The sequence below is a fragment of the Candidatus Palauibacter sp. genome, assembly GCF_965208055.1.
GTDB lineage: Bacteria > Gemmatimonadota > Gemmatimonadetes > Palauibacterales > Palauibacteraceae > Palauibacter.
Map to the genome: position 1 here is coordinate 3,120,821 of NZ_CBDBNY010000004.1, position 21,838 is coordinate 3,142,658.

At 69.2% G+C, this 21,838-nt stretch carries 15 protein-coding genes and 1 pseudogene; 8 read left to right on the plus strand and 8 right to left on the minus strand.

Annotation, left to right across the window (positions count from 1 at the left end; all coding sequences use genetic code 11):
- Positions 1 to 121: 121 nt before the first annotated feature.
- From ACOGXI_RS13805 to ACOGXI_RS13825, 5 genes are all read left to right on the plus strand, one after another.
- On the plus strand, positions 122 to 1,558 hold the full coding sequence (locus ACOGXI_RS13805) for an aldehyde dehydrogenase family protein (RefSeq protein ID WP_419939410.1): 1,437 nt from the start codon (positions 122 to 124) through the stop codon (positions 1,556 to 1,558).
- A gap of 32 nt (positions 1,559 to 1,590) precedes the next feature.
- Positions 1,591 to 3,114 carry a CoA-acylating methylmalonate-semialdehyde dehydrogenase gene (locus ACOGXI_RS13810; protein WP_419940208.1) on the plus strand — a complete coding sequence of 508 codons (1,524 nt, stop codon included), beginning with the start codon at positions 1,591 to 1,593 and terminating at the stop codon, positions 3,112 to 3,114.
- Between the two features lie 131 nt (positions 3,115 to 3,245).
- A complete protein-coding gene (locus ACOGXI_RS13815) occupies positions 3,246 to 3,761 on the plus strand; it encodes an outer membrane protein (RefSeq protein WP_419939411.1) in 516 nt (171 codons plus the stop codon).
- A gap of 81 nt (positions 3,762 to 3,842) precedes the next feature.
- Entirely contained in the window at positions 3,843 to 4,109 is a 267-nt protein-coding gene (locus tag ACOGXI_RS13820) for a hypothetical protein (RefSeq protein WP_419939412.1), read from the plus strand.
- Positions 4,097 to 4,501: a PIN domain-containing protein gene (locus ACOGXI_RS13825; RefSeq protein ID WP_419939413.1), complete on the plus strand. Its 405-nt coding sequence runs from the start codon at positions 4,097 to 4,099 to the stop codon at positions 4,499 to 4,501. Before ACOGXI_RS13820 ends, ACOGXI_RS13825 begins: the two co-directional genes overlap by 13 nt.
- 34 nt (positions 4,502 to 4,535) lie before the next feature.
- Here ACOGXI_RS13825 and ACOGXI_RS13830 read toward each other — a convergent pair whose 3' ends face one another.
- The 6 genes and pseudogenes from ACOGXI_RS13830 to ACOGXI_RS13855 form a co-directional block, all read right to left on the minus strand.
- Positions 4,536 to 6,665, minus strand: coding sequence for a N,N-dimethylformamidase beta subunit family domain-containing protein (locus ACOGXI_RS13830; protein WP_419939414.1), 2,130 nt, complete (start codon positions 6,663 to 6,665; stop codon positions 4,536 to 4,538).
- Between the two features lie 134 nt (positions 6,666 to 6,799).
- The gene (locus ACOGXI_RS13835; protein WP_419940209.1) at positions 6,800 to 7,210 is read right to left on the minus strand and encodes an Ig-like domain-containing protein; all 411 of its coding nucleotides are present in this window, start codon (positions 7,208 to 7,210) and stop codon (positions 6,800 to 6,802) included.
- A 99-nt stretch (positions 7,211 to 7,309) separates the two neighbouring features.
- A pseudogene (locus tag ACOGXI_RS13840) lies at positions 7,310 to 8,704 on the minus strand (N,N-dimethylformamidase beta subunit family domain-containing protein); the annotation flags it as partial.
- A gap of 311 nt (positions 8,705 to 9,015) precedes the next feature.
- Positions 9,016 to 10,509 carry a calcineurin-like phosphoesterase C-terminal domain-containing protein gene (locus tag ACOGXI_RS13845; RefSeq protein WP_419939415.1) on the minus strand — a complete coding sequence of 498 codons (1,494 nt, stop codon included), beginning with the start codon at positions 10,507 to 10,509 and terminating at the stop codon, positions 9,016 to 9,018.
- Between the two features lie 22 nt (positions 10,510 to 10,531).
- Complete coding sequence (locus tag ACOGXI_RS13850) at positions 10,532 to 12,097, minus strand: alkaline phosphatase family protein (RefSeq protein ID WP_419939416.1); 1,566 nt, start codon at positions 12,095 to 12,097, stop codon at positions 10,532 to 10,534.
- Positions 12,098 to 12,119: 22 nt separating this feature from the next.
- Complete coding sequence (locus tag ACOGXI_RS13855) at positions 12,120 to 13,505, minus strand: sodium-dependent transporter (RefSeq protein ID WP_419939417.1); 1,386 nt, start codon at positions 13,503 to 13,505, stop codon at positions 12,120 to 12,122.
- 105 nt (positions 13,506 to 13,610) lie between these two features.
- Between ACOGXI_RS13855 and ACOGXI_RS13860 the strand changes: the two genes are divergently transcribed.
- Positions 13,611 to 14,597, plus strand: coding sequence for an adenosine deaminase (locus ACOGXI_RS13860; protein WP_419939418.1), 987 nt, complete (start codon positions 13,611 to 13,613; stop codon positions 14,595 to 14,597).
- Between the two features lie 26 nt (positions 14,598 to 14,623).
- Here the strand turns inward: ACOGXI_RS13860 and mazF are convergent, their stop codons facing one another.
- Together mazF and ACOGXI_RS13870 are read right to left on the minus strand one after the other, a co-directional pair.
- The gene (gene mazF, locus ACOGXI_RS13865) at positions 14,624 to 14,971 is read right to left on the minus strand and encodes an endoribonuclease MazF (protein WP_419939419.1); all 348 of its coding nucleotides are present in this window, start codon (positions 14,969 to 14,971) and stop codon (positions 14,624 to 14,626) included.
- Positions 14,965 to 15,204, minus strand: coding sequence for an AbrB/MazE/SpoVT family DNA-binding domain-containing protein (locus tag ACOGXI_RS13870; protein WP_419939420.1), 240 nt, complete (start codon positions 15,202 to 15,204; stop codon positions 14,965 to 14,967). The genes mazF and ACOGXI_RS13870 overlap by 7 nt, the downstream gene beginning before the upstream one ends.
- A 168-nt stretch (positions 15,205 to 15,372) precedes the next feature.
- On the opposite strand from ACOGXI_RS13870, the gene ACOGXI_RS13875 reads away from it, so the two are divergent.
- On the plus strand, positions 15,373 to 18,540 hold the full coding sequence (locus ACOGXI_RS13875; RefSeq protein WP_419939421.1) for a PD-(D/E)XK nuclease family protein: 3,168 nt from the start codon (positions 15,373 to 15,375) through the stop codon (positions 18,538 to 18,540).
- Complete coding sequence (locus ACOGXI_RS13880) at positions 18,533 to 21,715, plus strand: UvrD-helicase domain-containing protein (protein WP_419939422.1); 3,183 nt, start codon at positions 18,533 to 18,535, stop codon at positions 21,713 to 21,715. The genes ACOGXI_RS13875 and ACOGXI_RS13880 overlap by 8 nt, the downstream gene beginning before the upstream one ends.
- Positions 21,716 to 21,838: the final 123 nt, after the last annotated feature.

The window sequence follows — 21,838 nt, forward strand, 5'->3', positions numbered from 1 at the left end:
AGGATCGACCCCGGCGGGAGGCGCAGTCGCCCCCCGCCGGGGTTCCCCGTTGTACGACGATTCGCTCGTGGGAAGCCGACGCGCGACAGCACAACGCCGCCCTGATCCTGGAAGGAAAACCTTGAACAACCTTCGGAAGTTCTATATCGACGGCGCCTGGGTGGAACCGTCGACCCGTGAGACGCTCGACGTCGTCAACCCGGCCACCGAGGAGGTCATCGGGGCGATCGCGATGGGAGGACGGGCCGATGCGGACGCCGCGGTGGCGGCCGCGGGCGCCGCCTTCGAGTCCTTCTCGGCCACGAGCCGGGAAGAGCGCCTCGCGCTGCTGGACCGGATCTGCGAGGGTTACGCCGCCCGTTCGGCGGAACTGGCCGCGACCGTGAGCGCGGAGATGGGCGCGCCCATGAGCCTGGCCGCGCAGGCACAGGCGCCGGCCGGACTGGGGCACCTGCGCACCATGCGGAAGATCCTCGCGGACTTCGAGTTCGAGACCGACCTCGGAACGTCGCTCCTCGTGCGGGAGCCGGTGGGCGTGTGCGCCTTCATCACGCCGTGGAACTGGCCCCTGAACCAGATCGCCTGCAAGGTGGCGCCCGCGCTGGCGGCGGGATGCACGATGGTGCTCAAGCCGTCGGAAGTCGCGCCGCTCAACGCGCTGATCTTCGCCGAAATCCTGCATGATGCCGGCGTGCCCGCGGGAGTCTTCAACCTCGTGAACGGCGAGGGGCCGGTCGTGGGTGCGGCACTCTCGTCGCACCCCGATGTGGACATGGTCTCCTTCACGGGCTCCACGCGCGCCGGGGTGGAGGTCGCCCGGAACGCGGCCCCGACGGTGAAGCGGGTGGCCCAGGAACTGGGTGGAAAGTCGGCCAACATCATCCTGGACGACGCGGACCTCCGGCGGGCCGTATCGCGGGGCGTGTTCGCCGTGTGCAACAACACCGGGCAGTCGTGCAACGCGCCCACGCGCATGCTCGTCCCGCATTCGCGGATGGACGAGGCCGCGGAGATCGCGGCCGCGGCGGCGGGCAAGGTCGTGGTCGGCGATCCGGCGGCCGAGAGCACCGGGATCGGCCCGGCGGTGTCGGAAGTCCAGTTCGACAAGATCCAGCGGCTCATCGAGGCGGGAGTCGAGGAGGGCGCGCGCCTCGCCACGGGCGGGCCGGGGCGGCCGGAGGGGATGGAGCGGGGCTACTACGTGCGGCCCACGGTCTTCTCCCACGTGGACAACGAAATGATCGTGGCGCGCGAGGAGATCTTCGGTCCCGTCCTCGTGCTCATCGGATACGAGGACGATGACGATGCGGTGCGCATCGCGAACGACACGCCATACGGCCTCGCCGGCTACGTGTCGGCGGGGGATCCGGCACGCGGCCGGGCGGTGGCGCGGCGCATCCGGTCGGGTCAGGTGAACCTGAACGGGGCGCGTCCGGACTTCAGGGTCCCGTTCGGCGGGTACAAGCAGTCCGGGAACGGTCGCGAGTGGGGCCGGCACGGACTCGAGGAGTTTCTCGAAGTGAAGGCGATCCTCGGCTATCACGAGGGGGTGAAGTGAGCACGGTACTGTCTTCGGTCTCGGCGCCGCCGGTGGACGACCTCGGGAGCACCGGCGCGACGGACGGGGTCGAGCGGATTCCCCACCTCGTAGGCGGCGAGCCACGACCCGGAGCTTCCGGCCGCACATCGCCGGTGTTCAACCCCGCCACGGGCCGCCGGACGGGGGAGCTGCCGCTGGCGAGCGTCGAGGAAGTCGACGGCGCGGTCGTGGCGGCGGCGGCGGCGTTCGACGAGTGGCGGGGCGTCAGCGTCGCGCGACGAACGAAGCTCATGTTCGCGTACCGCAACCTGGTTGTGGAGAACGCGGAGGAGGTCGCGAAGCGGCTCACCGCCGAGCACGGCAAGGTGCTGGCCGACGCGATGGGCGAGGTCGCCCGCGGCGTGGAGAACATCGAATACGCCTGCGGCCTCTCCGAACACCTGAAGGGGACGTACAACGAGCAGGCGTCCACCGGCGTCGACGTCTATTCGGTCCGGCGGCCGCTCGGCGTCGTGGCGGGGATCACGCCGTTCAACTTCCCGGCCATGGTGCCGCTCTGGATGTTCCCGAATGCGATCGCGTGCGGGAACACGTTCATCCTCAAGCCGTCACCCCGCGATCCGAGCGCCGCCAACCTGATCGCGGAACTCTTCCACGAGGCCGGCTTCCCGGCGGGCGTGCTGAACGTCGTACACGGCGATCATGTGGCCGTGAACCGGCTGCTCGAGCACCCCGACGTGCAGGCCGTCAGCTTCGTGGGGTCGACGCCGGTCGCCCGGCACGTGTACGAGACGGCCACCGCGCACGGCAAGCGCGTGCAGGCGCTCGGCGGCGCGAAGAACCACATGGTCGTGCTGCCCGATGCGGACATCGACCTGGCCGCGGACTCCGCCGTCTCCGCCGCGTACGGATCGGCCGGCGAGCGGTGCATGGCGATCTCCGTCGCGGTCGCTGTCGGCGACAGCGCCGATCCGCTCGTCGACGCCATCCGCGCCCGCATGGAGAAGCTGCGCATCGGCCCCGGCGACGATCCCGCCTCCGAGATGGGCCCGCTCATCACGGCCGAGCACCGCGACCGCGTCGCGGATTACGTGCGCGAGGGCGCCGAGGCCGGAGCGCGGGTCGTCGTCGATGGCCGGGACGCCCGCTTCGAAAGCGACGGGTTTTTCCTCGGCGTCACGTTGCTCGACCGCGTCACCCCCGACATGACGGTCTATCAGGACGAGATCTTCGGTCCCGTCCTCTGCGTGGTGCGCGCGGACACGTACCACGAGGCCGTGGACCTGCTGCGCGACAACGCGTGGGGGAACGGCGCCGCGATCTTCACCCGCGACGGCGGGGCCGCGCGCCAGTTCCAGGAGGATGCGGACGCCGGCATGGTGGGCCTCAACGTCCCGATCCCCGTCCCCGTCGGATACCACTCCTTCGGCGGCTGGAAGGAGTCCGCGTTCGGGGCGCACGGCATCTACGGCCCCGAGGGTGTGCACTTCTACACGAAACCCAAGGTGATGACGACGCGCTGGCCCGATCCCGCCGGCAGCCGCGTCGACCTCGGCTTCCCCACGAACAGGTAGCCCCGTCGGCCCTGTGCCGCGGCGCGTCGACGTGTGGTCTTGCCTGCCCCGGCTACGTACGTTTTGAACCCCACGCCGGGGTCGATCCCGGTCCCGTCGTGCGATCAACATCCCATCGAACGGGAGGTTGTATGAATCGCCGACTCTCAAGCGCATGTCTGGCTCTGGCGGTCCTGCTACTCGGCTCCACAGCCCCCCTTGCTTCGCAGGGCATCAGCGTCGGCGCCGCGGCCAGCTACGGCGAAGACTCGGATTTCGGCGTCGGGCCTCGAATATCGGTTGCCCTGCCTGCCGGCGATTTGGGGCTGAGTCTTGTGGGTTCCTTCGATTATTTCTTCCCGTCGGTTGAGGAAACGGGCGGTGCGGACGTCGACATCGAATACTGGGAGCTCAACGGGAATCTGATTCTCGATATACCGTTGGCGGGGGGGACGGTGGCCCCATACGCGGGTGCCGGGATCAGCTATGCCAACGGGAGCGGCAGCGTGGCCGCCGGTGGCTTCTCGCTCTCAGCGAGCGAATCCGAGGTGGGCGCAAATCTCCTGGCTGGCTTGCGGTTCGGATCCGTCGGCCTGTCGCCGTTCCTGGAAGGGCGGTACTCCACGGCGTCGGAGCAGGTCGTGGTTGCGGTCGGCTTGATGTTCTGACCCGTTGATTGTGGCACTTCCGTAAGTTCCGTACTATGCCCCATGTCCAACATGGGGAGTCTGCCACAGCATTCACGCAGGGTGAGCGCGACCGAAGCCGCGAAGAACTTCGGGTCGATCCTCACGGAGGTTCGCGAGCGGGCCGCCGAGTACGTCGTGGAGCACCGTGGCAAAGCCGTCGCCCGGATCAGCCCCGAGGAGGACCGCACGCTCACTCTGAAGGAGTTTTGCGACCTCGTCGCGAATCGCCCCTGGCCTCCCCTGGATGAGGAGTGTCTGCGCGCTATCGAGGAGGGCATCGCAATCTGGAACCGTGAGGAGGTGCCTCGGAGTCCGTGGGGACGCTGATCGATACCAGCGTCCTGATCGCCGTCGAGCGGGGCGAACTGGAGGTTGATCGTATCCTCAGCGGCGTGCGGGAGACCGGTGCTCCACTGGCGATGGCTGCCATCACGGCTTCGGAATTCCTCCAGGGCGTGCACGCGGCTCGTGGCGCCCGGCGCGTGGTTGCCGAGCGGTCCTTCAACATGTGGCTCGACGTCCTGCCGGTACTGCCATTTGATCTCGAAGCTGCTCGCGCCCACGCGATCCTGGCCCGGCAGCTCGGGCGGCGCGGAGCCCCGATCGGGGCCCACGACCTGATCATCGCGGCCACGGCGGTCAGCCACGATTACAGTGTTGCGACGAGAGACCGGCGGAGTTTTGCCCGGGTCGAGGGGCTGGACATCGAGTACTGGTAGCAGCCCGCCGCGACGTTCCCGCGGGAACGCGGAGTCAGCTCCCTTCGTCCGGCGCCTGTGCGAGAGGCCCGGCGGGCGTCTCGAGGTTCCCGCTGTCGTCCACCGCGCGGCTCAGGATCAAGATGTCGTCTCCCGCCACGGCGGGGTCGTACTCGTAGCTCCAGTCCGTCCGGCCGCGAGCCGGGCGCCAGGTCTCCCCCCCATCGAGCGACACTTCGACGGCCGCGACGACGCCACCGCCGGTATCGGACGCCGTCCCGGTGATCGTGACCATGCCGCTTTCGGCGTCGGGCGCCGAGGGCGGGTCGAAGGAGGAGGTCGGCGCCGCATCGTCCGTTGAAGCCGTCGCGGCGACGAGGTCCGGCTGCCTGGTGGCGGGCTGGACGCCCATGTCCGCGAACAGATTCATCGTCGCCTGCTGCAGGACGAGGTCGGGACCGTGCGGGTCGACGCCGACCCGTGTGTCCGCCCCGTTCTGCCGCTCGGGGGGAACGCCCGTCTCCGTGTCGTGGTGCGCGTCGAGCCCCCACGACCACTGCAGCGTGCCGGAGCCGAACACGAGCGCGCCGCTCTCGTGCCGGTACAGCACCGCGTGATGCGTGGCCGTGCCCGTCTCGCAGCCGCGCCCCGGATGGACGCAGTAGAGCGTGTTGTCGATCTCCGTCGCGGCCACCTGGAAGAGGCCGGGCGGCCGGAACCCGTTGTCGATGTCGGAGTCCCATTCGTGGCCGAGGATTCCCTTGATCGACACGTACCGCTCCCCGGGCCGCAGGCGCGCGACCTCGGTGTTGCGCCAGAACCTCAGGTCCGCGAACTCGGCGTCCACGATGATGGGGTCGTTTCGCCATGCGTTCACCGTGAACAGCGTCCCCGTGAGCGCGTTCTCCGGCCAGGGGCCCTCGGCGTTGATCGAACGGTGGTCCCGGAACTCCCCGGTCCATTCCACCGGATCGAGCCGGCGATGGTCCTGTGAGTCCTTGTACGTGACGAGCGTCCGGTAGGGCTCTCCCGAGCCGTCGATGCTCGCCTCCCAGCGCACCTTCCAGTAGACCTCGTTCGAACTGAAGAAGGCGAGGTTCAGGCCCGCGGCCCGCGCCGCCTCGACGTTCCGCCGCTGCTGCCCGCTCCAGTACTCGTCGTGACCGACCGAGAGGAAGATCTTGTGCTCCAGCAGTTCCTCGCCGCGGCGGTCCGTGTCGATGCCCGAGGAATAGCTGACGTCGTAGCCGTTCCGCTCGAGCCAGCGGACCATCGGGTACTCGGAGTTGAAGACCATGTTCACCGCGCGGTAGTGGCGCGTCTCGAAGGGCCGGTTGTAGCTCACCTTGGGCGCGCGGGGCTCCCCGCCATGGAGGCGAAGGCGCTCCGGGTTCAACCGTCCGTACACGCTGTGCCCGCCATAGCGGTTGTACGCCTGCCAGGTGACGTCCGACGTCTGGAAGAGCATGTCGGACTCGCCGTCGTCGTCCCGCACGACGAAATAGATGTGGCTGGCGCGCGGCTCGCGAAGGCCGTTTCGCATCACGGCCCGGAATCCCGGCGCCTCCCACAGCGAATCCTCCCCCGTGGGCGGAAGCGGGGTCGCCTCGAACTGGTCGTTCTTCACCCAGCCCTCGATCGGGTCCTCCCGCACGAGCCGCGCGAAGTAGATGCCCGAGGTCGCGTCCTCCGGCGCCCGCCAGGACGCCGACACTGCCCAGTTGCCGCAATCCACGAGCGGTGCCGGCCACGTGTCCATCCCGCCGCCCTCGGCGAGCACCGGGATCGGGCCCCGCAGGCACTCTGGCTGGATCTGGGGCAGCGTCGCGGCGGGTTCGAACGAATCGACGCGGCGGGCGCCCATGCCGCCGTAGTAGCCCATGCGGTAGATGTCGATCCGGTAGTCGTCCGAGTCCGTGTCGATCTTGAACTCGATCATCTCGCCCCGGTTGATCGCGATGTCCGTGCCGAAGCCTTGGATGCTCGGGTCGCCGTAGCTGTTGATGTCCCATTCCGTGGGCGGATGCCCCTCGAGACAGTTCTCTGCCACGATCTCGTTGGCGGGGTTCTCGCACGGGTCCCCCGCCAGAGAGACCTGCAGTTCGCAGCCGGATACCGCGATCGCCGCGAGCAGGAAAACAGAGGAGGCAGGGAGCGGACGAGGGCGCGCTGGGGACGCGATCATGGCGACATCTCCGGGCCAGAGCAGGCGTCGGCCGACCCCCGGCCGTCGCGTCCCCGCAACATGCCCCCGCCGTCGGAAGTCTACAACGGCGGCGCAGGCTCGGGTCGGCTCCGGCCGGTCCGGCTCTCCTCGGCTCAGTCGCCCTCGCCCGGGGTCTCCAGATTGCCGCTGTCGTCCACGGCCCGGCTCAGGATCGACACATCGCCGCCGGCCATGTCCGGATCCCACTCGTAGCTCCAGATCGCCCGCCCGAGCGCCGGGCGCCACGTCACCCCTCCGTCCAGCGACACCTCGACCGCCGCCACGCCGCCGCCCCCCGCGTCCGACGCCGTGCCGCTGATCGTCATCATGCCGCTATCCGGATCGGGCCCCGCGGGCGCCTCGAACGAAGACGTCGGCGGGACGTCATCCGTCGAAGCGGTGGCGGCCGCCAGGTCCGGCTGCATCGTGGCGGGCTGCACGCCCATGTCCGCGAACACGTTCAGCGTCGCCTGCTGCAGGACGAGGTCCGGACCGTTCGGATCGACGCCGACCCGCGTGTCCATGCCGTTCTGGCGTTCGGGCGGGACGCCGGTCTCGGTGTCGTGGTGGGCGTCGAGGCCCCACGGCCACTGCAGCGTCCCCGTGTCGAAGACGAGCGCGCCGCTCTCGTGCCGGTACAGGACCGCGTTGTGCGTCGCCGACCCCGTCTCGCAGCCCCGACCCGGGTGGACGCAGTACTGCAGGTTGTCGATCGTCGTCGCGGAGAGCCGGAAGAGCCCCGGCGGACGGAAGCCGTTGTCGATGTCCGAATCCCACTCGTGGCCGAGGATTCCCTTGATCGACACGTAGCGCTCGCCGGGCTGCAGCCGCGCGACCTCCGTGTTGCGCCAGAACCGCAGGTCGGCGAACTCGGCGTCCACGATGAGCGGGTCGTTCCGCCACGCGTTCACCGTGAACAGCGTCCCCGTGAGCGCGTTCTCCGGCCAGGGGCCCTCCGGGTTGATCGAACGGTGATCGCGGAACAACCCCGTCCACTCGACCGGATCGAGCTTCCGGTGGTCCTGCGTCTCCTTGTACGTGACGAAGGTCCGGTACGGCTGCTCCGAGCCATCGATGCTCGGTTCCCAGCGCACCTTCCAGAAGACATCGTTCGAACCGAAGAAGCCGAGGTGCACGCCGGCTGCCAGCGCCGCCTCCACGTTGCGCCGCTGTTGACCCGTCCAGTACTCGTCGTGTCCGACCGAGAGGAAGACCTTGTGCTCGAGCAGTTCCTCGCCACGCCGGTCCGTGTCGACCCCGGAGGTGTAGCTCACGTCGTAGCCGTTGCGCTCGAGCCAGCGGACCATGGGATACTCGGAGTTGAACACCATGTTCACGGCGCGATAGTGCCGCGTCTCGAACGGACGGTTGTAGCTCACCTTCGGCGCGCGCGGGGGTCCCCCGTGGAGCCGGAGTCGCTCCGGATTCAGGCGGCCGTACACGCTGTGGCCGCCGTAGCGGTTGTAGGCCTGCCAGTTGAGGTCGGAGGTCTGGAATAGCAGGTCGGACTCGCCGTCATCGTCCCGCACGACGAAGTAGATGTGGCTGGCCCGTGCCTCGCGCAGCGGGTTCCGCATCACCGCGTGGAAGCCCGGCGCCTCCCACAGCGAGTCCTCGCCGGTCGGCGGGAGCGGCGTGGCCTCGAACGCATCGTTCTTCACCCAGCCCTCGATCGGATCTTCGCGCACGAGTCGCGCGAAGTAGATGCCCGAGGTCGCGTCCTCCGGCGCCTGCCACGAGGCGGACACCGCCCAGTTGCCGCAGTCGACGAGCGGCGCGGGCCACGTCTCGAGGCCGCCACCCTCCGCCAGCACGGGGATGGGACCCCGCAGACACTCGGGCTGGATCTGCGGCAGCGTCGCGGCCGGCTCGAACGAGTCCACGCGGCGCGCGCCCATGCCGCCGTAGTAGCCCATGCGGTAGATGTCGATCCGGTAGTCGTCGGAGTCCGTGTCGACCTTGAACTCGATCGTCTCCCCCCGGGCGATTCCGATGTCCGTGCCGAACCCCTGGATGCTGGGGTCGCCGTAGCCGTTGATGTCCCACTCCGTGGCCGGGTGCCCCTCGAGGCAGTTCTCCGCCACGATCTCGTTGGCGGGATCCGCGCACGCCTCCTCCATCGTCATCCGCGTCATCTGCGGGGGCGCGCAGGCGCTCGCGAGGAGCCCGGCCAGGGTGGGGAAGGTGAGGGAGACCGGCAACGCGAGGAAGGACGGACGGAAGCGCGGGCGTGGCTGGGTCATGGCGAAATCTCCGGGCCCGGGTCTGCATGCGGACGGCCGACCCTCCGGCCGTCCCGTCCCCGGAACATGAGTCCGCCGTCGGAGGTCTACAACGCCTGTCGTTCGGAGTAGACGCGGCCGAAGCGGTCCGTCGCCTCCACGCGCACCTCCGCCACACCGGGTTCGACGGGCGCCTGGAACATGTGGTTCGTGATGCGGGGCTCGACCCACGGCCGGTGTTCGGGCAGGTCAGCGCCCGAGTGAAGTTCGACGCTCCACGGATCCCGCCCCGGACGCTGCGTCATGAGCCCTCGCGGCTCGCCGTCGGCGAACCAGCGCACGGTCCACCGCGGGTCCCAGTCCCACACGTTCGCCACGACCGCATCCGGCGCGACGGGATCGGCGCCGGGCGCATACAGACGCATCTGGTGCGTCGCGTCGAAGCCCGTGGACTTGTAGCGCCACGAGATCTCCTCGCCCGCCGCCTCGTACACGCAGTACCCGTTCGGGGCGCCGTCCCAGCAGATCGGTCCGCTCCACCATGCGCCGCAGATCGCGCCCGCCACGTGCTCGTGCGTCCCGCTCTCGAACACGTGCTCCAGTTCGTGCGTGTGGCCCGTGAGGATGTGTGCCCGGAAGGGCTCGAGCAGCCGGTACAGGGCCTCGCGGTTCATGATCGCCACGGGCGGGTCCGGCGAGGTGAGGCCCTGTCGGGCGTGGTAGCTGCCCAGGACGGGGATGTGCGTGGCCACCACCACCGGCGCCCCCGGTTCGACGCGGCTCAGATCCGCCGCCAGCCAGGTCAGCGCGTCGGCGTCGAGGTAGCCGAGATAGCCGCTCCCGTGCCAGAACACGTCGTCGAGGACGACGTAGTGCACGGCCCCGCGGTCGAACGAGTAGTAGCGGGGTCCGAAGTGGCGGGAGAAGGTGTCGGTCGAGGCCTCGTCGGTGCGGCTCTCCGTGTCGAGGTCGTGGTTCCCGATGACCTGGAAGAACGGGACGCCGATCCGGTTCACGCCACGCTCGTACTCGGGATAGAGTTCGAGGCGGTCGTACATGATGTCGCCGTCGGAGATGCCGAAGACGTGCGTGTCGCCCAGTTCCCGCACCGTCTGCCGGAGGTCCGGCACCGAGCGCTCGTGGAACCACCCCATCTCCTCTTCGGTCTCGGTCTGGATGTCCCCGAGGAGAAGGAGCGCGTGGCGTTCGTCCGACACGCCGAGCGGCGTGAGGTCGAACGCAACGGACATCTCGCTCCGCGCCGGGTCGATGCGCTCGTAGAAGCGCGCCGTGCCGGACGGGTTCAGCGGGATCTCGTATCCGGCCGGGACCCGAACCCAGACAAAGCCCCGGTCGGCCGAGGTCACGAGTTCGAAGCGGCCATCGGCGTCGGAATCCACGACCTGGAGTCCATCGGAGACGGCGACGCGCCCCACGCCCCGCCCCTGCGCCCGGACCATGCCCCGTACGCGAATCGGGTTCACGGTCCGGGGCTGGCGGGGAAGAGGGTCGTAGGGGGTGGCGAGGAGGGATTCCGCACCGGTCGCCACCGCAGCCGCGGAGAGGGCGCCTGTCTTGAGGAAGGTCCGCCGGTTCAACATCCGCTTACTCACCTCCGTGTACTCACCTGCGCGCGGAAACCGCCTGCCGCACTTCGTCCGCGGTGATGGCGAAGCCCACGACCGGCGATGCCTCCAGCGTCCGGGCGATGTCGTCGGGCGCCAGTCCCAGCGTTTCCAGCCGCTCGTGGTCGAGGAACATCTGATTCTCGGAGCCCTCGTAGTACTCGACCACGCCCGGACCGTCCGGGTCCAGCTGTCCATTGAGCCAGGCGGTCACGTCGTCGTACGTCACCCACAACTCGGCGCTGGCGGGCGCATCGGGCATGCCGTGGTCCGCCGTCACGATCAGGGCCAGCCGGCCCGGCCCGGCCTTCGCTTCGAGCGCCGCCACGATCCGGCCCAGCCAACCGTCGAGTTCCGCCAGCGTCGCATCCATCTCGGGCGAGAACGGGCCGTACTTGTGGGACACGTAGTCCGTGCTCTTCAGGTTGGCGAGGAAGAGGTCCGCGATGTCGTCCTCGCCGAAGGCGCTCCCCTCGATGAGGGCGACCGCCGCCTCTCCCTCGAAGGCGGAGAAGTGCGAGGAGCGCCGGGCCTCGCCGAAGCTGTCGAGTTCGTGTCCCATCCACGTGCGGCCCACGGCGTCGAGCCGCGGGCCGAAGTGGAGTTCCGCGACGGCGGGCGGGAGGCGGTAGCAGTCCTCGTTCGTGCGCCACGCGCCGCTGCCGGAGTCGTAGTACGCCATCCACGGCGGGTTGCCGCCCAAGATGCACGCCCCGTGGCCCGCGAGCGCCACCGCCGGGTAGTCCGTCCCCGCCTGCGCGATGATCTCGGCGCGGCCCCGGGTGGCGACGCTCCAGCGGTCCGCGAAGGTGAGCGCCATGAGGTTGTAGGGCGTGGCTCCCTCGTAGGCGAGCTTCGATTCGCCGGTCCGGCGGTCGTAGAGCCCGTTGCCGACGATCCCGTGTACCGCGGGGTCCGTCGCGGTCGCAATCGTCGAGTGCGCGGTGGAGGTGTTCGTCGGGAGGTAGTCGACCCGTGCGTTGGCGAAGCGGGCGCTCTGCTCCGCGAGCCGGCTCAAGTTGGGGAGGAGGTTCGCCCTCCGTTCCAGGTAATCGGAGCGCAGCGCGTCCAGAACGAGGACGGCGACGAGCCTCGGTCGTTCCGTCTCGTCGCCGTTCGTGAATGCCTCGCTCAGGGGACGTCCCGTCGCTCCCGGCCACGGCGGAAGTCCGAGCAGCTCGGTCACGGTCGCGCCGACATCCTGGTGGGAAGCCGGCGCGCCGTAGACGCCCGGCCGGAAGGCGCCCGGCCCGTGGAGAAGCAGCGGGAGGTCGCTGTCGAAGGACCAGGGACCGCCGTGCATGTAACGGTTGCTCTCGCCCCCGTAGGTGATGATCGCGAGCGGGTCCGGAATCACCGCGATGTCGCCCGCGCGGCCGGGGAACCAGCCCCGGGCCAGCGCCTCGACGACCTCCGCGCGGCCGATGTCGGGGCGGCCCCCGGACTCGCCGCTCCGGTCGCCGTCCCCGGAGGAAGTGGACGGTGCGCCACCACAGCCGCCAAGGAAGGCGGCTCCGGCCAGCGCGACGGCGCCGGCCCGAGCCCGCCTCGAAACGCCACCCATCACGGTCGTCCGTCGTCTCCCGTCAGCTGAAGTCGCGGCCCAGCATGACGGCGACGATGATCGCGCCCACCGCGAGCGGCGCCACCCAGCGGATGAAGAAGCGCCACGCCCCGTAGTGGAACCAGCGCGGCTCCGTGCCATCCACGAGTTCGCGCTCCGTCGCGTTCCGGGTCATGAACCAGCCCGCCGCGAGCGTGATCGCGAACCCGCCGGTGGGCAGCATCCAGTTGGAGACGAAATGGTCGACCGTCGAGAACCAGCCCACCTTGCCCGCAAAGACTTCCAGCGTGGCGAGGAACGGCGTGCCCGTGAAGGAGAGCGCGGCGAAGATCGTGAACACGAAGATCGCCCCTCCGCAGAGGACCGTCGCCTTGGGCCGGCTGAGGCGGTGCTCATCGATCACGTAGCTCGACACGACCTCGAGCAGCGAGATCGTCGAGGTCAGCGCCGCCAGCGCCACGAGCACGTAGAAGAGCGGCCCCAGCACGACGCCGAACGGCACCGCGGTGTAGAACAGTTCCGGCAGCGAGATGAAGAGCATCCCCACCGGCGAACCGCTCACCTGGTCGCTCATCCCGGCCACCGAGAAGATGACGGAGAACATGATCACGGTCGCCACGAGCGCGATCAGCGTGTCGAGCGCCACGATCGCCCCCGACGCCTTCACGATCGAATGCTTGCGCGAGATGTAGGAGCCGTAGGTGATCATCGCCCCCATCCCGAGGGAGAGGGTGAAGAAGGAGTGGCCCAGGGCCTCGAGGACCCCGCTCATCTCCAGTTCCCCGAAGTTGGCGCGGAAGATGAAGCTCAGGGCCTCGCCGGAACCGCTCATCCCCAGCGCGCTCACCAGGAGGAGAAGCAGGATCCCGAACAGGATGGGGAGGAAGATGCGGGCGATCCGCTCGATCCCCTTGCTCACGCCGAAGTAGACGACGGCGATCGTGGCGATGCTGAAGCCGAGCGAGAGCGCGAGCTGGAGGCCGGCGTTCCCCACCTGCTCGTTGAACAGGTCGCCCGCCGCCATCCCGGCGGGGTAGCCGCCGAACGTCCAGCCGATGGACTGGGCGAAGTAGTACAGCGACCAGCCCGCGATGACCGTGTAGTAGCTGAGGAGGATGAAGCCGGCGAGCACGCCCCACCCGCCGACGATGCCCCACCAGGGCCCGGCCGCCTCCTTGAGCGCCCCGACCGCGCTCTTCTGGCTCCTGCGCCCGATGAGCAGTTCCGCCATCATGATCGGCAGGCCCACGGCGAGGATGCAGATCAGATAGACGAGAACGAAGGCGCCTCCCTCGTTCTCCCAGGTGATGAACGGGAACTTCCACAGGTTGCCGAGGCCGATCGCGCTGCCGGTCGCGGCCAGCACGAGACCGACGTTCGAACTCCAGTTATCGCGGGGTTGGCTCATGGGACATGTCCAGTCGGGCGTTATCCGGGCAGGGGGACTCCGCCCCTGCATGAGTTCGACGATCCATACTACCCCGTCGTCACGAGGGGCCACCAGACGCACGCCATGCCGAAGCTGAACGAGATCATCCGGAGCTCGCCCAAGGCCGAACTCCACATCCACGTCGAGGGCTCGCTGGAGCCGGAGATGATGTTCGACCTGGCCTGCCGGAACGGCGTGTCCCTGCCGTACCGCACCGCCGCCGAGGTCCGCCGGGCCTACTCGTTCGCCAACCTCCAGGAGTTTCTCGACCTGTACTACGAGGGGATGAACGTCCTCCGGACGGAGGAGGACTTCTTCGAACTCGCCGACGCCTACCTGCGGCGGGCGGCGGCGGACAACGTGGTCCACGTCGAGATGTTCTTCGACCCGCAGGCGCACACCGGGCGCGGCGTGCCGCCGGGAACGCTGATGGACGGCCTCGAGCGGGCCATCGCCCGCTCACGGGAGCGGGGCGTGAGCGTGGCCCTCATCCTCTGTTTCCTGCGCCATCTGACGGAACGCGACGCCTTCGAGATCCTCGAGGCGGCCGAGCCCTACCGGGACCGGCTGCTGGGCGTAGGTCTGGATTCGAGCGAAGTGGGCCATCCGCCCTCGAAGTTCGCGCGCGTGTTCGAGGCGGCGCGCGACATGGGTCTGCGACTCGTCGCCCACGCCGGCGAGGAGGGTCCGCCGGAATACGTCTGGGAAGCGCTCGACATCCTCGGCGTCGAACGCATCGACCACGGGAACCGAGCCCTGGAGGACGACGCGCTCGTCGCCCGGCTGCGCGACGACCGCATCCCGCTCACGGTGTGCCCGCTGTCGAACCTGGCCCTTCGCGTCGTGGACGACCTCGCCGCACACCCGATCAAGCGCATGCTCGACCTCGGCCTCCTCGCGACGGTGAACTCCGACGACCCCGCCTACTTCGGCGGCTACATCAACGAGAACTTCCGCCAGGTCGCCGACGCGGTTGGCCTCTCGCCCGAGGAAATCGAGACGCTCGCCCGCAACTCCCTTGAGGCCTCCTTCACGGACGACCCGAGATCCGGAAAGAGCAGCCGATCCTGATCTGACGACGAACGGTGCCGCGGGCTTCAGCGCCGTCCAAGCAGGGTGTCCAGTTTAGCCAGCACCTCACCCAGTACCGAAGCCGACGTTCTACCTGCGAAGACCGCCCGCCGGGCCCGCCAGTCCAGGCTCTTGACTTGATCCGCAAGGACCACGCCCGTTACGCGCCCCGTGGTCGGGAGCGCCACTTCAAAAGGGTAGCCTTTTATTCTGGACGTAATCGGACAGACGAGCGCCAAGCCAGCCTTCCCGTTGTAGGCGCGAGGGCTGAGGACAAGCGCGGGACGCCGCCCAGCCTGCTCGTGTCCCGTTTGCGGGTTGAAAGCCAGCCATACGATATCCCCGCCATCGGGAACGTGGCGATTCTCTACCACACCTCCTCGCCCACGGCTGGACCCGTATCCACCTCGGAGTGCCGCGTTTCCGGTGTTATTCGCGCCACCATTTCCTTGAGGTCGTAGCTTTTCCTCCGCATCACCAGTCTGTCGCCGCGCGGGATCATCTCGATGCGGGAGCCTTCCTGCACGCCCCATTGTTCGGCAACAGGCTTTGGGATGCGGACGGCCAGGCTGCTTCCCCATCTTGCAACGTGAGAACTCGCACCCATGGTGTCGCTCCTTCTTGCCCTGAAATCTGCCCTGAAATCTACAATAGATATCTTTTGGCGAGCTCGGTACGTCAACACGCAACTTGACGCGAAGAGCGATGGCAAAGACCATCGAGTCCGGATTCCTGCCACGAGGAGATGACCATCGATTCGTCCGACATCTGACGCGTGCCTCTCAACGTAGTTCGAGCGACGGCGGCGGCCCCGCTGTGGGAGGCGTGCGTCGACCGTTTTCTGGCGGGGGCGTCGCCGGCTGAGTCGGGCGCCGGGGCGGGATCGTGGATCTGGCTCAACCACGGGAATCTGCGGGATCTCCTGTTCGAGGCCGCGCATGAACGCGGCATTCCCGGATGGCTCGATCCCCCCGTCACGCTGTTCGGAGATCTGACCGACCGCTTCGGCATACGGGAGAAGTCCGTCGGCCTCCTCACGCGCCGCCGGCTGGTGAGCCGGCACGCGGCGCGGCTGGGGCAACGGATCCTGGGGCGGGAGCCGGGCCGGGGGGACGGTGTGATCCGGGGGCACATGCTCGACCGCCTGTTCGGCGACCTGCTGCCGGAGGGCGTTCCGCCGGACGAACTGGAGCGGGCGCTGGCCCGGCTGGGCGGGGACGGCTTCGCGCGCCGCCGCAACGCGTGGGCCGTGGCCGTCTACCGGGCGTACCTGGATTCGCTCGGGGAGCGGGGGCTCCTCGACCGGCGTTCGGTGAACGCCCGCATCGCGGAGCGGATCGAGGCGGGCGGGCTGGCGGCGGCGGTCGGCGGTGCGCGGGAACTGCACGTGTACAGCATCGCAAGCCCCCGCACGCGACGCCGCATGCTCGCGGCCCTCTCCCGGCAGGAGGAGGTGGACGTCCATCTCTACCTGCCGCTGGAGTCGGAATCGGATCCGTTCTTCGATGCGCTGGCCGCCCGGACCGAGGTGGTCGGCGCCGGCGGCGACCATGGCGACGACAGCGCGGCCGGGCCGCCGACCGTGCAGCCGGTCCCGGATGCCGCGCGGGAGATGGCCTGGGTGGCGGGGCAGGTCAAGGCGATTCTGGCGGCGGGGACGGCGGAGCCGCATCGGGTCGCCATCGTCGCGAGGTCCGGTCGAGAGAACACGCACCGCGCGTACCGGGCGCTGCGGCGGGCGGGCGTCTCCGCTACGGCCCGCATCCGGACGCCGCTCGACGAAATCCCGGCTCTCAGGGCCCTCCTCCTCATCCTGCGGGGGGCGGGCCGGAACTGGGACTACCGGTCGCTGCGGGCCGTCCTCGCGCACCCGTACTTCGACACGCGCGTCGATCTCCGGAGCATCGACGCCATCGCGGCGCTCCGCCGCGTCGTGGGACTCGAAGCCTGGAGTGAGAATCTCGAGCAACTCCGCGCCCTCGTGGAAGACAAGGCGCGCGAGATACGGGGCCGCGGTCTCTTCCCCGATCGCGTCGAGAAGGATATCGAAGCCTTTGCGGCCATGCGCGAGGTGCTCGAACCCCTGGGCTCGGCCCGCCCCGAAGCGGACTGGATCGACCTCACGCTGGCGCTCCTCGGCGAAGACCGCGGCGTGTTCCGATTGAGGCGCCGGGTCTGTGACCCGGTGGAGGAACGGTGGGAGGTCGTGCGCTCCGACCAGCGCGGGATCCTCCTTCTCGAACGACTCCTGCGGGAGTGGAGGGAGCTCGACCACGCCGACGATCCGCTCCCGCCGGCGGGGTGGCACGCGCTCCTCGGGAAGCTCCTGCAGGCGAACGAACTGGTCCTCTCAACCCCCGGTCAGAAGGGCGTCCAGGTATTGGAGGCGCACGACGCGGCGCTCGTCCCCTTCGCCCACACGTTCGTCGTGCATGCGAACGACGGGGAGTTTCCGCGGACGACGGGCTCTACAGGCGTGTTCACCGACGGGGAGCGCCGCCGCCTCGCGGAGCGGGACCTGCCCGTCACGCACCGGGAGGAGACGCTGCGCCGCGAGCGAGCGCTGTGGCGCGCCGTCACGCAGCAGACGGGCCCGGTGTGGATCACTTACCGGACGACGGACGCCGGCGGGACGCCGCTCCTGCCGTCCCTCATGGTGCCCCCGCACGAGGATGCAGCCGAACTGCCCCGGATCCGCCGCCCCTCGGATGACGGGGAGCCCGTGACGCCGGCCGAGGCGGACCGGCGCGCGGCCTTCTCGCTGTACCGGGCGCTCGGAAGCCCGGACTCGACGGGACGACCGCGCATCGCCCCCGCCCGCCCGGGACGCCTCGCGCGCGCGATCATGGCGGCCGCGGCCGAGACCCACCGGGGTCCGGGACTTGATCGCTATCCGGGATTCCTGCTCCCCGCGCCCCCGTCGAGCGGCAACGAAGTCCCGCATCCCGCCTTTCGGCCGAACCCGTGGAACGGGCGCCTCCGCGATCCCGAGGTGCTGAGCGAACTGGAGCGCCGCTTCGACGACGACTACCGGTGGTCCGCCGGTCAGCTCGAGGCGTACGCGCGATCCCCCTTCACGTTCCTGATCGAGCGCGTGCTCCGGCTGGAGGGCGTGGAGGAAGCGGAGGAGGAGACGACGCCGCTCACGTTCGGAAGCGTGGCGCACGAGATCCTCGAACGGTTCTACGCCGAGTTCATGGACCGGCTCCCGCGCACCCTCACGGGGCCCGCCGAGATCCGCCTCATGGAGATCTGCCGGGAGGTCTGCGCCGAACGCGTGGAGAAAGGCGAGTGGCTCGGCGTCGCCGCCCTGTGGGAGCAAACGCGCGAGGGGATCGTGACGGGGGTGCGAGATTACGTCGACTGGGAACTCGAACAGATGGCGGAAGACGGCGAACGCCCCGTCCACACGGAGTTCCGGTTCGGTTGGGACGACGAGCGAACGTTCCTGGAGGGCGAGGACGTGCGGGGACGGACATCGCGCCTGCGCCTCCGCGGCAGCATCGACCGGGTGGACCGGGTGGGGGAGGGGGCGGGTGTCCACCACGTGCTCGACTACAAGAGCGGGAAGCCGCCGTACAAGACCTGGTTCGACGACGCGACCGCGCTCCAGGGCGTCCTCTACGCGCAGGTCATGGCGGACCGCGGCTACGAGATGGGCTCCTGCCGGTACCGGTCGATCAGGAACCCCGGGAACCCGAAGAACGGCGGCGAGGTCAACTTCGGCGAAGCGAGGTACGAGACGGCCCTTTCCATGGCGCTCTCCGTTCCCGGCCGCGTGCGGGGCGGGTGTTTCGAGGCGGTCGCTTCGTGGAAGGGCGGCTGGAAGTTCTGGGATCCGACACTCGAGATCCGCCGCAACCACGCCCGGCTCACCGAGGGCCACCGCTTCGATGACTTCGGCGACGACACCGAGGGTCGCGGGGAGGGCGCCGGTGGCTGAGATCCGGTGGACCCCCGAGCAGGTGCACGCGATCCGGTCGGAGGACGACACGCTGCTCGTCGCCAACGCCGGCACGGGCAAGACGACGACCGTGGTCGGAAAGATCATGTGGCGGCTCGGTCTCCCCTTCGGGGTGAACGGGGAGACGGGTGAACCGCTCGCGCCGCCGGCCGTCCCATGCCGGCTGGACGAGATCGCCGCCATCACGTTCACGGAGAAGGCGGCCTACGACCTCAAGCGGCAGCTCCGGAAGCGGATCGAAGACTCATCGCGCGCGGACGAACTGCGCTGGGAGATCGACCGGGCCTCGGTCGGCACGATTCACTCCTTCTGCGGCGACTTGCTCCGGGAGCACGCCCTGCGCCTGGGGATCGATCCGACCTTCGAGATCCTCGATGAAGACGAGGCGTGGGCCGAGCAGGACGAACTCATCAAGACGTTCCTGTTCGAGAAGCTCGCGGAGGAGGATGTCGCCGCGCAGGCGATCCTGCGTCGCTGGAAGCTCACGGGCTGGCAACACGTCAAGGGTGCGATCGACCACGTCCGGGACGTCGTCCGGGACCTGCGGTGGCGGGAGCGGCGATACGCGAGATGGCTCCGGACCGATCCGCCGCCGGCGAAAGACGGATCCCTCGACCTGTTTCCGCCCGAAGGCCCCGGCCTCGATCTGCCCGCGGTGAGGGCGCTGTGCGCGGAAAGCGAGGCGAAGGACGAAGAGGCCCTCGCGATCTGCTCGGAACTCGCCGAACTGGCGCTCGAAGCCCGCGTGCGCTGGGACGCCCGGCTGGAGGAGGAGAACCAGCGCGACTTCGACAGCCTCGTTCTCGGGGCGGCCGACCTCCTGCTCGGCTCCGACGGGGACGCGGCGCTCGCCGCGATCCGGGATCGCTACCGGATGCTCATCATCGATGAGTTCCAGGACACCGATTTCACGCAGCGCGACATCGCCTTTGCCATCGGACGCGGCGTAAAGCGTCCCCAACTCTTCCTCGTCGGCGATCCGAAGCAGAGCATCTATCGCTTCCGCGGCGCCGACATCTCGGTGTGGAACGACGTTGCCGCCGATTTTGCGGAGGAGGGCGACATCCTCGACCTCCCGCAAAACTTCCGCAGCGCCCCCCCGATCGTCGACTTCGTCAACGTCGTCGGCCGCGTCTCGATGGACGAAACAGGAACCGCCCTCGCCGAGGAACAGCTCCCGAGCCGGATCGACTACGCGGACCTGGTGGCCGGCGTGCCCGACCACGCGCAGACCGGCGTGGAGTGGCTCCCGGCGCAGGGGAAGAAGGTCGCCGAGCGCCGCGAATCCGAGGCCGCCCGCATCGCGTCCCGGATCCTCGCATCGGTGGGCCGCGACAAAATCCGCGATCCCGACACCGGCGAGCTGCGTGCGCTCGCCTTCCGCGACATCGCTCTCCTCTACCGTGCCCGCGGCGGGCTCGAGTACTTCGAGACGACGCTCAAGCGCCACGGCATCCCCTACTTCGTCTCCGGCATGGCGCACCTCGGGGAACGCCAGGAGATCCTCGATGTCCTCAACGCGCTCCGGCTGCTCGGGAACGAGCGGGACGACGTCCGCGCCTTCGGCTACCTGCGGTCGCCCTTCGTGGGGCTGCGCGACGAGACGATCGCCCGCATGCGCCTGCTCCAGCGCGGCGGGCCGCTCGTCCGGCAGGCGAAGCGATGGCTGGAGGAAGGGGAGTGGCCCGCAGCCCCCGACCACCCGCGGCTGGCCGAGATCGAGCGACGCGCGCTGGAGGACGGGCTCGCGGTGCTCGACGACCTGCGCCAGCTCGCTCCCCGGCTCGCCCTCGACGAGGTCATCGAGGAACTGCTCGGACGCACGGGATACCGGCTGCACGCGCTGCTCATGGAGGGCGCGGAGGAGGTCCTCGCGAACCTGCAGAGCCTCATCCACTTCGCCGAATCGCATCGCGCGCACGACCTGTCCACCTTCTTCGAAGTCTGGGACCGCTCGACGAGCCGCGACATCGGGCTCCCGCAGGCGCCGCTCTATTCGAAGGAAGACGATGTCGTCACGCTGTCGACGATCCATCAGGCAAAGGGCCTGGAGTGGCCGGTCGTCTTTCTGGTCGGCGTCGACCGGCGGCTCTGGACCCCGCGTACGAACGAGTACTGGTCCGATCCCGAACTCGGCCCTCTCTTCTGCCTCAAGGCGTCCGACCGGGGGGTGCGCGGCAACCGGATCCTGCGCCGCGAGGAACTCGAGTCCGCGGCGGAGGAGGCGCGCCTCCTGTACGTGGCGGCGACGCGGGCTCGCGATCGCCTGATCATCGTGGGCCCGACGGGGGGAGCCAAAGGGTACGACAGGTGGCTCGCCCGCGGTGGAGCGGAAGTGCGGAGCGGCGGGGACATGGCGGTCGCCCCGCAGACGAGCCGGCCCCCGACGCTGGAATGGCTGGACAGGTACGACGTCGCCGAGCCTCCGGCACTGATCCACGCCCTCCCCGATCCGCCGCTGCGCTGGACCCGGTCGGCGACCGAACTGATGATGCTGGACGAGGATCCGGAAGAATGGAAGCGCCGGTACGAGCACGGCGCGCTCGCCGCCTGGCACTTCGCGCCCGAGACCTCGGCGGAGGAGGCGGGACTCCCGGCCCTGGTCCGGGGCCAGATCATCCACGGCGCGCTCGAGCGGTTGGAGGCGGAAGCCGAGATCGCCCGCGTCGTCGAGGAGACCATCGGTTCGCTGGACGAGCCCGAACTCGAAGCCATGCTCCGTCCCGGGAGCGAGTACCGCGAGCAGCTCGAGCAAGAGATCCGCCGCGTGGCCGCGAGCGAAGAGTGGGCCTGGTACACGGAGGGCGAACTCGGCCGCGACTACTGGAAGGAACTCACCTTCACCCACCTCGTGAATACGCGCGACTGGCGGTTCGGCGCCTTCGATCTCTACCGGCGCCTCGGCGCCCCCGGCCCCGACATCGGCTCTGCGCCTTCCCGCCTGGCCGGGGCCCTCGGCCTGGAAGCGGGGCTGGACGCCCTCGTCATCGACTTCAAGACGCACGACATTACGGCTGCTCAGGCGCCGCGCGTGGCCCGGGGCTACCGGATCCAGGCCGACGTGTACCGAGCGGCCGCCTCGAGCATGGCCGGCCGGGTCGCCGTGGGCCTGCACTTCACGCACCCCAACGCCCTCGTCCCCATGCGGGAGTAGCCGTCCTACGCAAATGTGTGAAGCTTTCTTGACGCTTGGGGCCAGTTTGTGAACTTCTTGCTCTCATTGCGAGAGTGTCGTGAAGGATTTATTGCATTTTACTCGATTTGTGATAAGATTTTA

Excerpts from the sequence above, each read along its gene's own strand:
- ACOGXI_RS13815 (WP_419939411.1), top strand. The coding sequence starts at position 3,246 with ATGAATCGCCGACTCTCAAGCGCATGTCTGGCTCTGGCGGTCCTGCTA.
- ACOGXI_RS13830 (WP_419939414.1), bottom strand. The coding sequence starts at position 6,665 with ATGATCGCGTCCCCAGCGCGCCCTCGTCCGCTCCCTGCCTCCTCTGTT.
- ACOGXI_RS13835 (WP_419940209.1), bottom strand. The coding sequence starts at position 7,210 with ATGGACACGCGGGTCGGCGTCGATCCGAACGGTCCGGACCTCGTCCTG.
- ACOGXI_RS13845 (WP_419939415.1), bottom strand. The coding sequence starts at position 10,509 with ATGTTGAACCGGCGGACCTTCCTCAAGACAGGCGCCCTCTCCGCGGCT.
- ACOGXI_RS13850 (WP_419939416.1), bottom strand. The coding sequence starts at position 12,097 with ATGGGTGGCGTTTCGAGGCGGGCTCGGGCCGGCGCCGTCGCGCTGGCC.
- ACOGXI_RS13855 (WP_419939417.1), bottom strand. The coding sequence starts at position 13,505 with ATGAGCCAACCCCGCGATAACTGGAGTTCGAACGTCGGTCTCGTGCTG.
- ACOGXI_RS13860 (WP_419939418.1), top strand. The coding sequence starts at position 13,611 with ATGCCGAAGCTGAACGAGATCATCCGGAGCTCGCCCAAGGCCGAACTC.
- ACOGXI_RS13870 (WP_419939420.1), bottom strand. The coding sequence starts at position 15,204 with ATGGGTGCGAGTTCTCACGTTGCAAGATGGGGAAGCAGCCTGGCCGTC.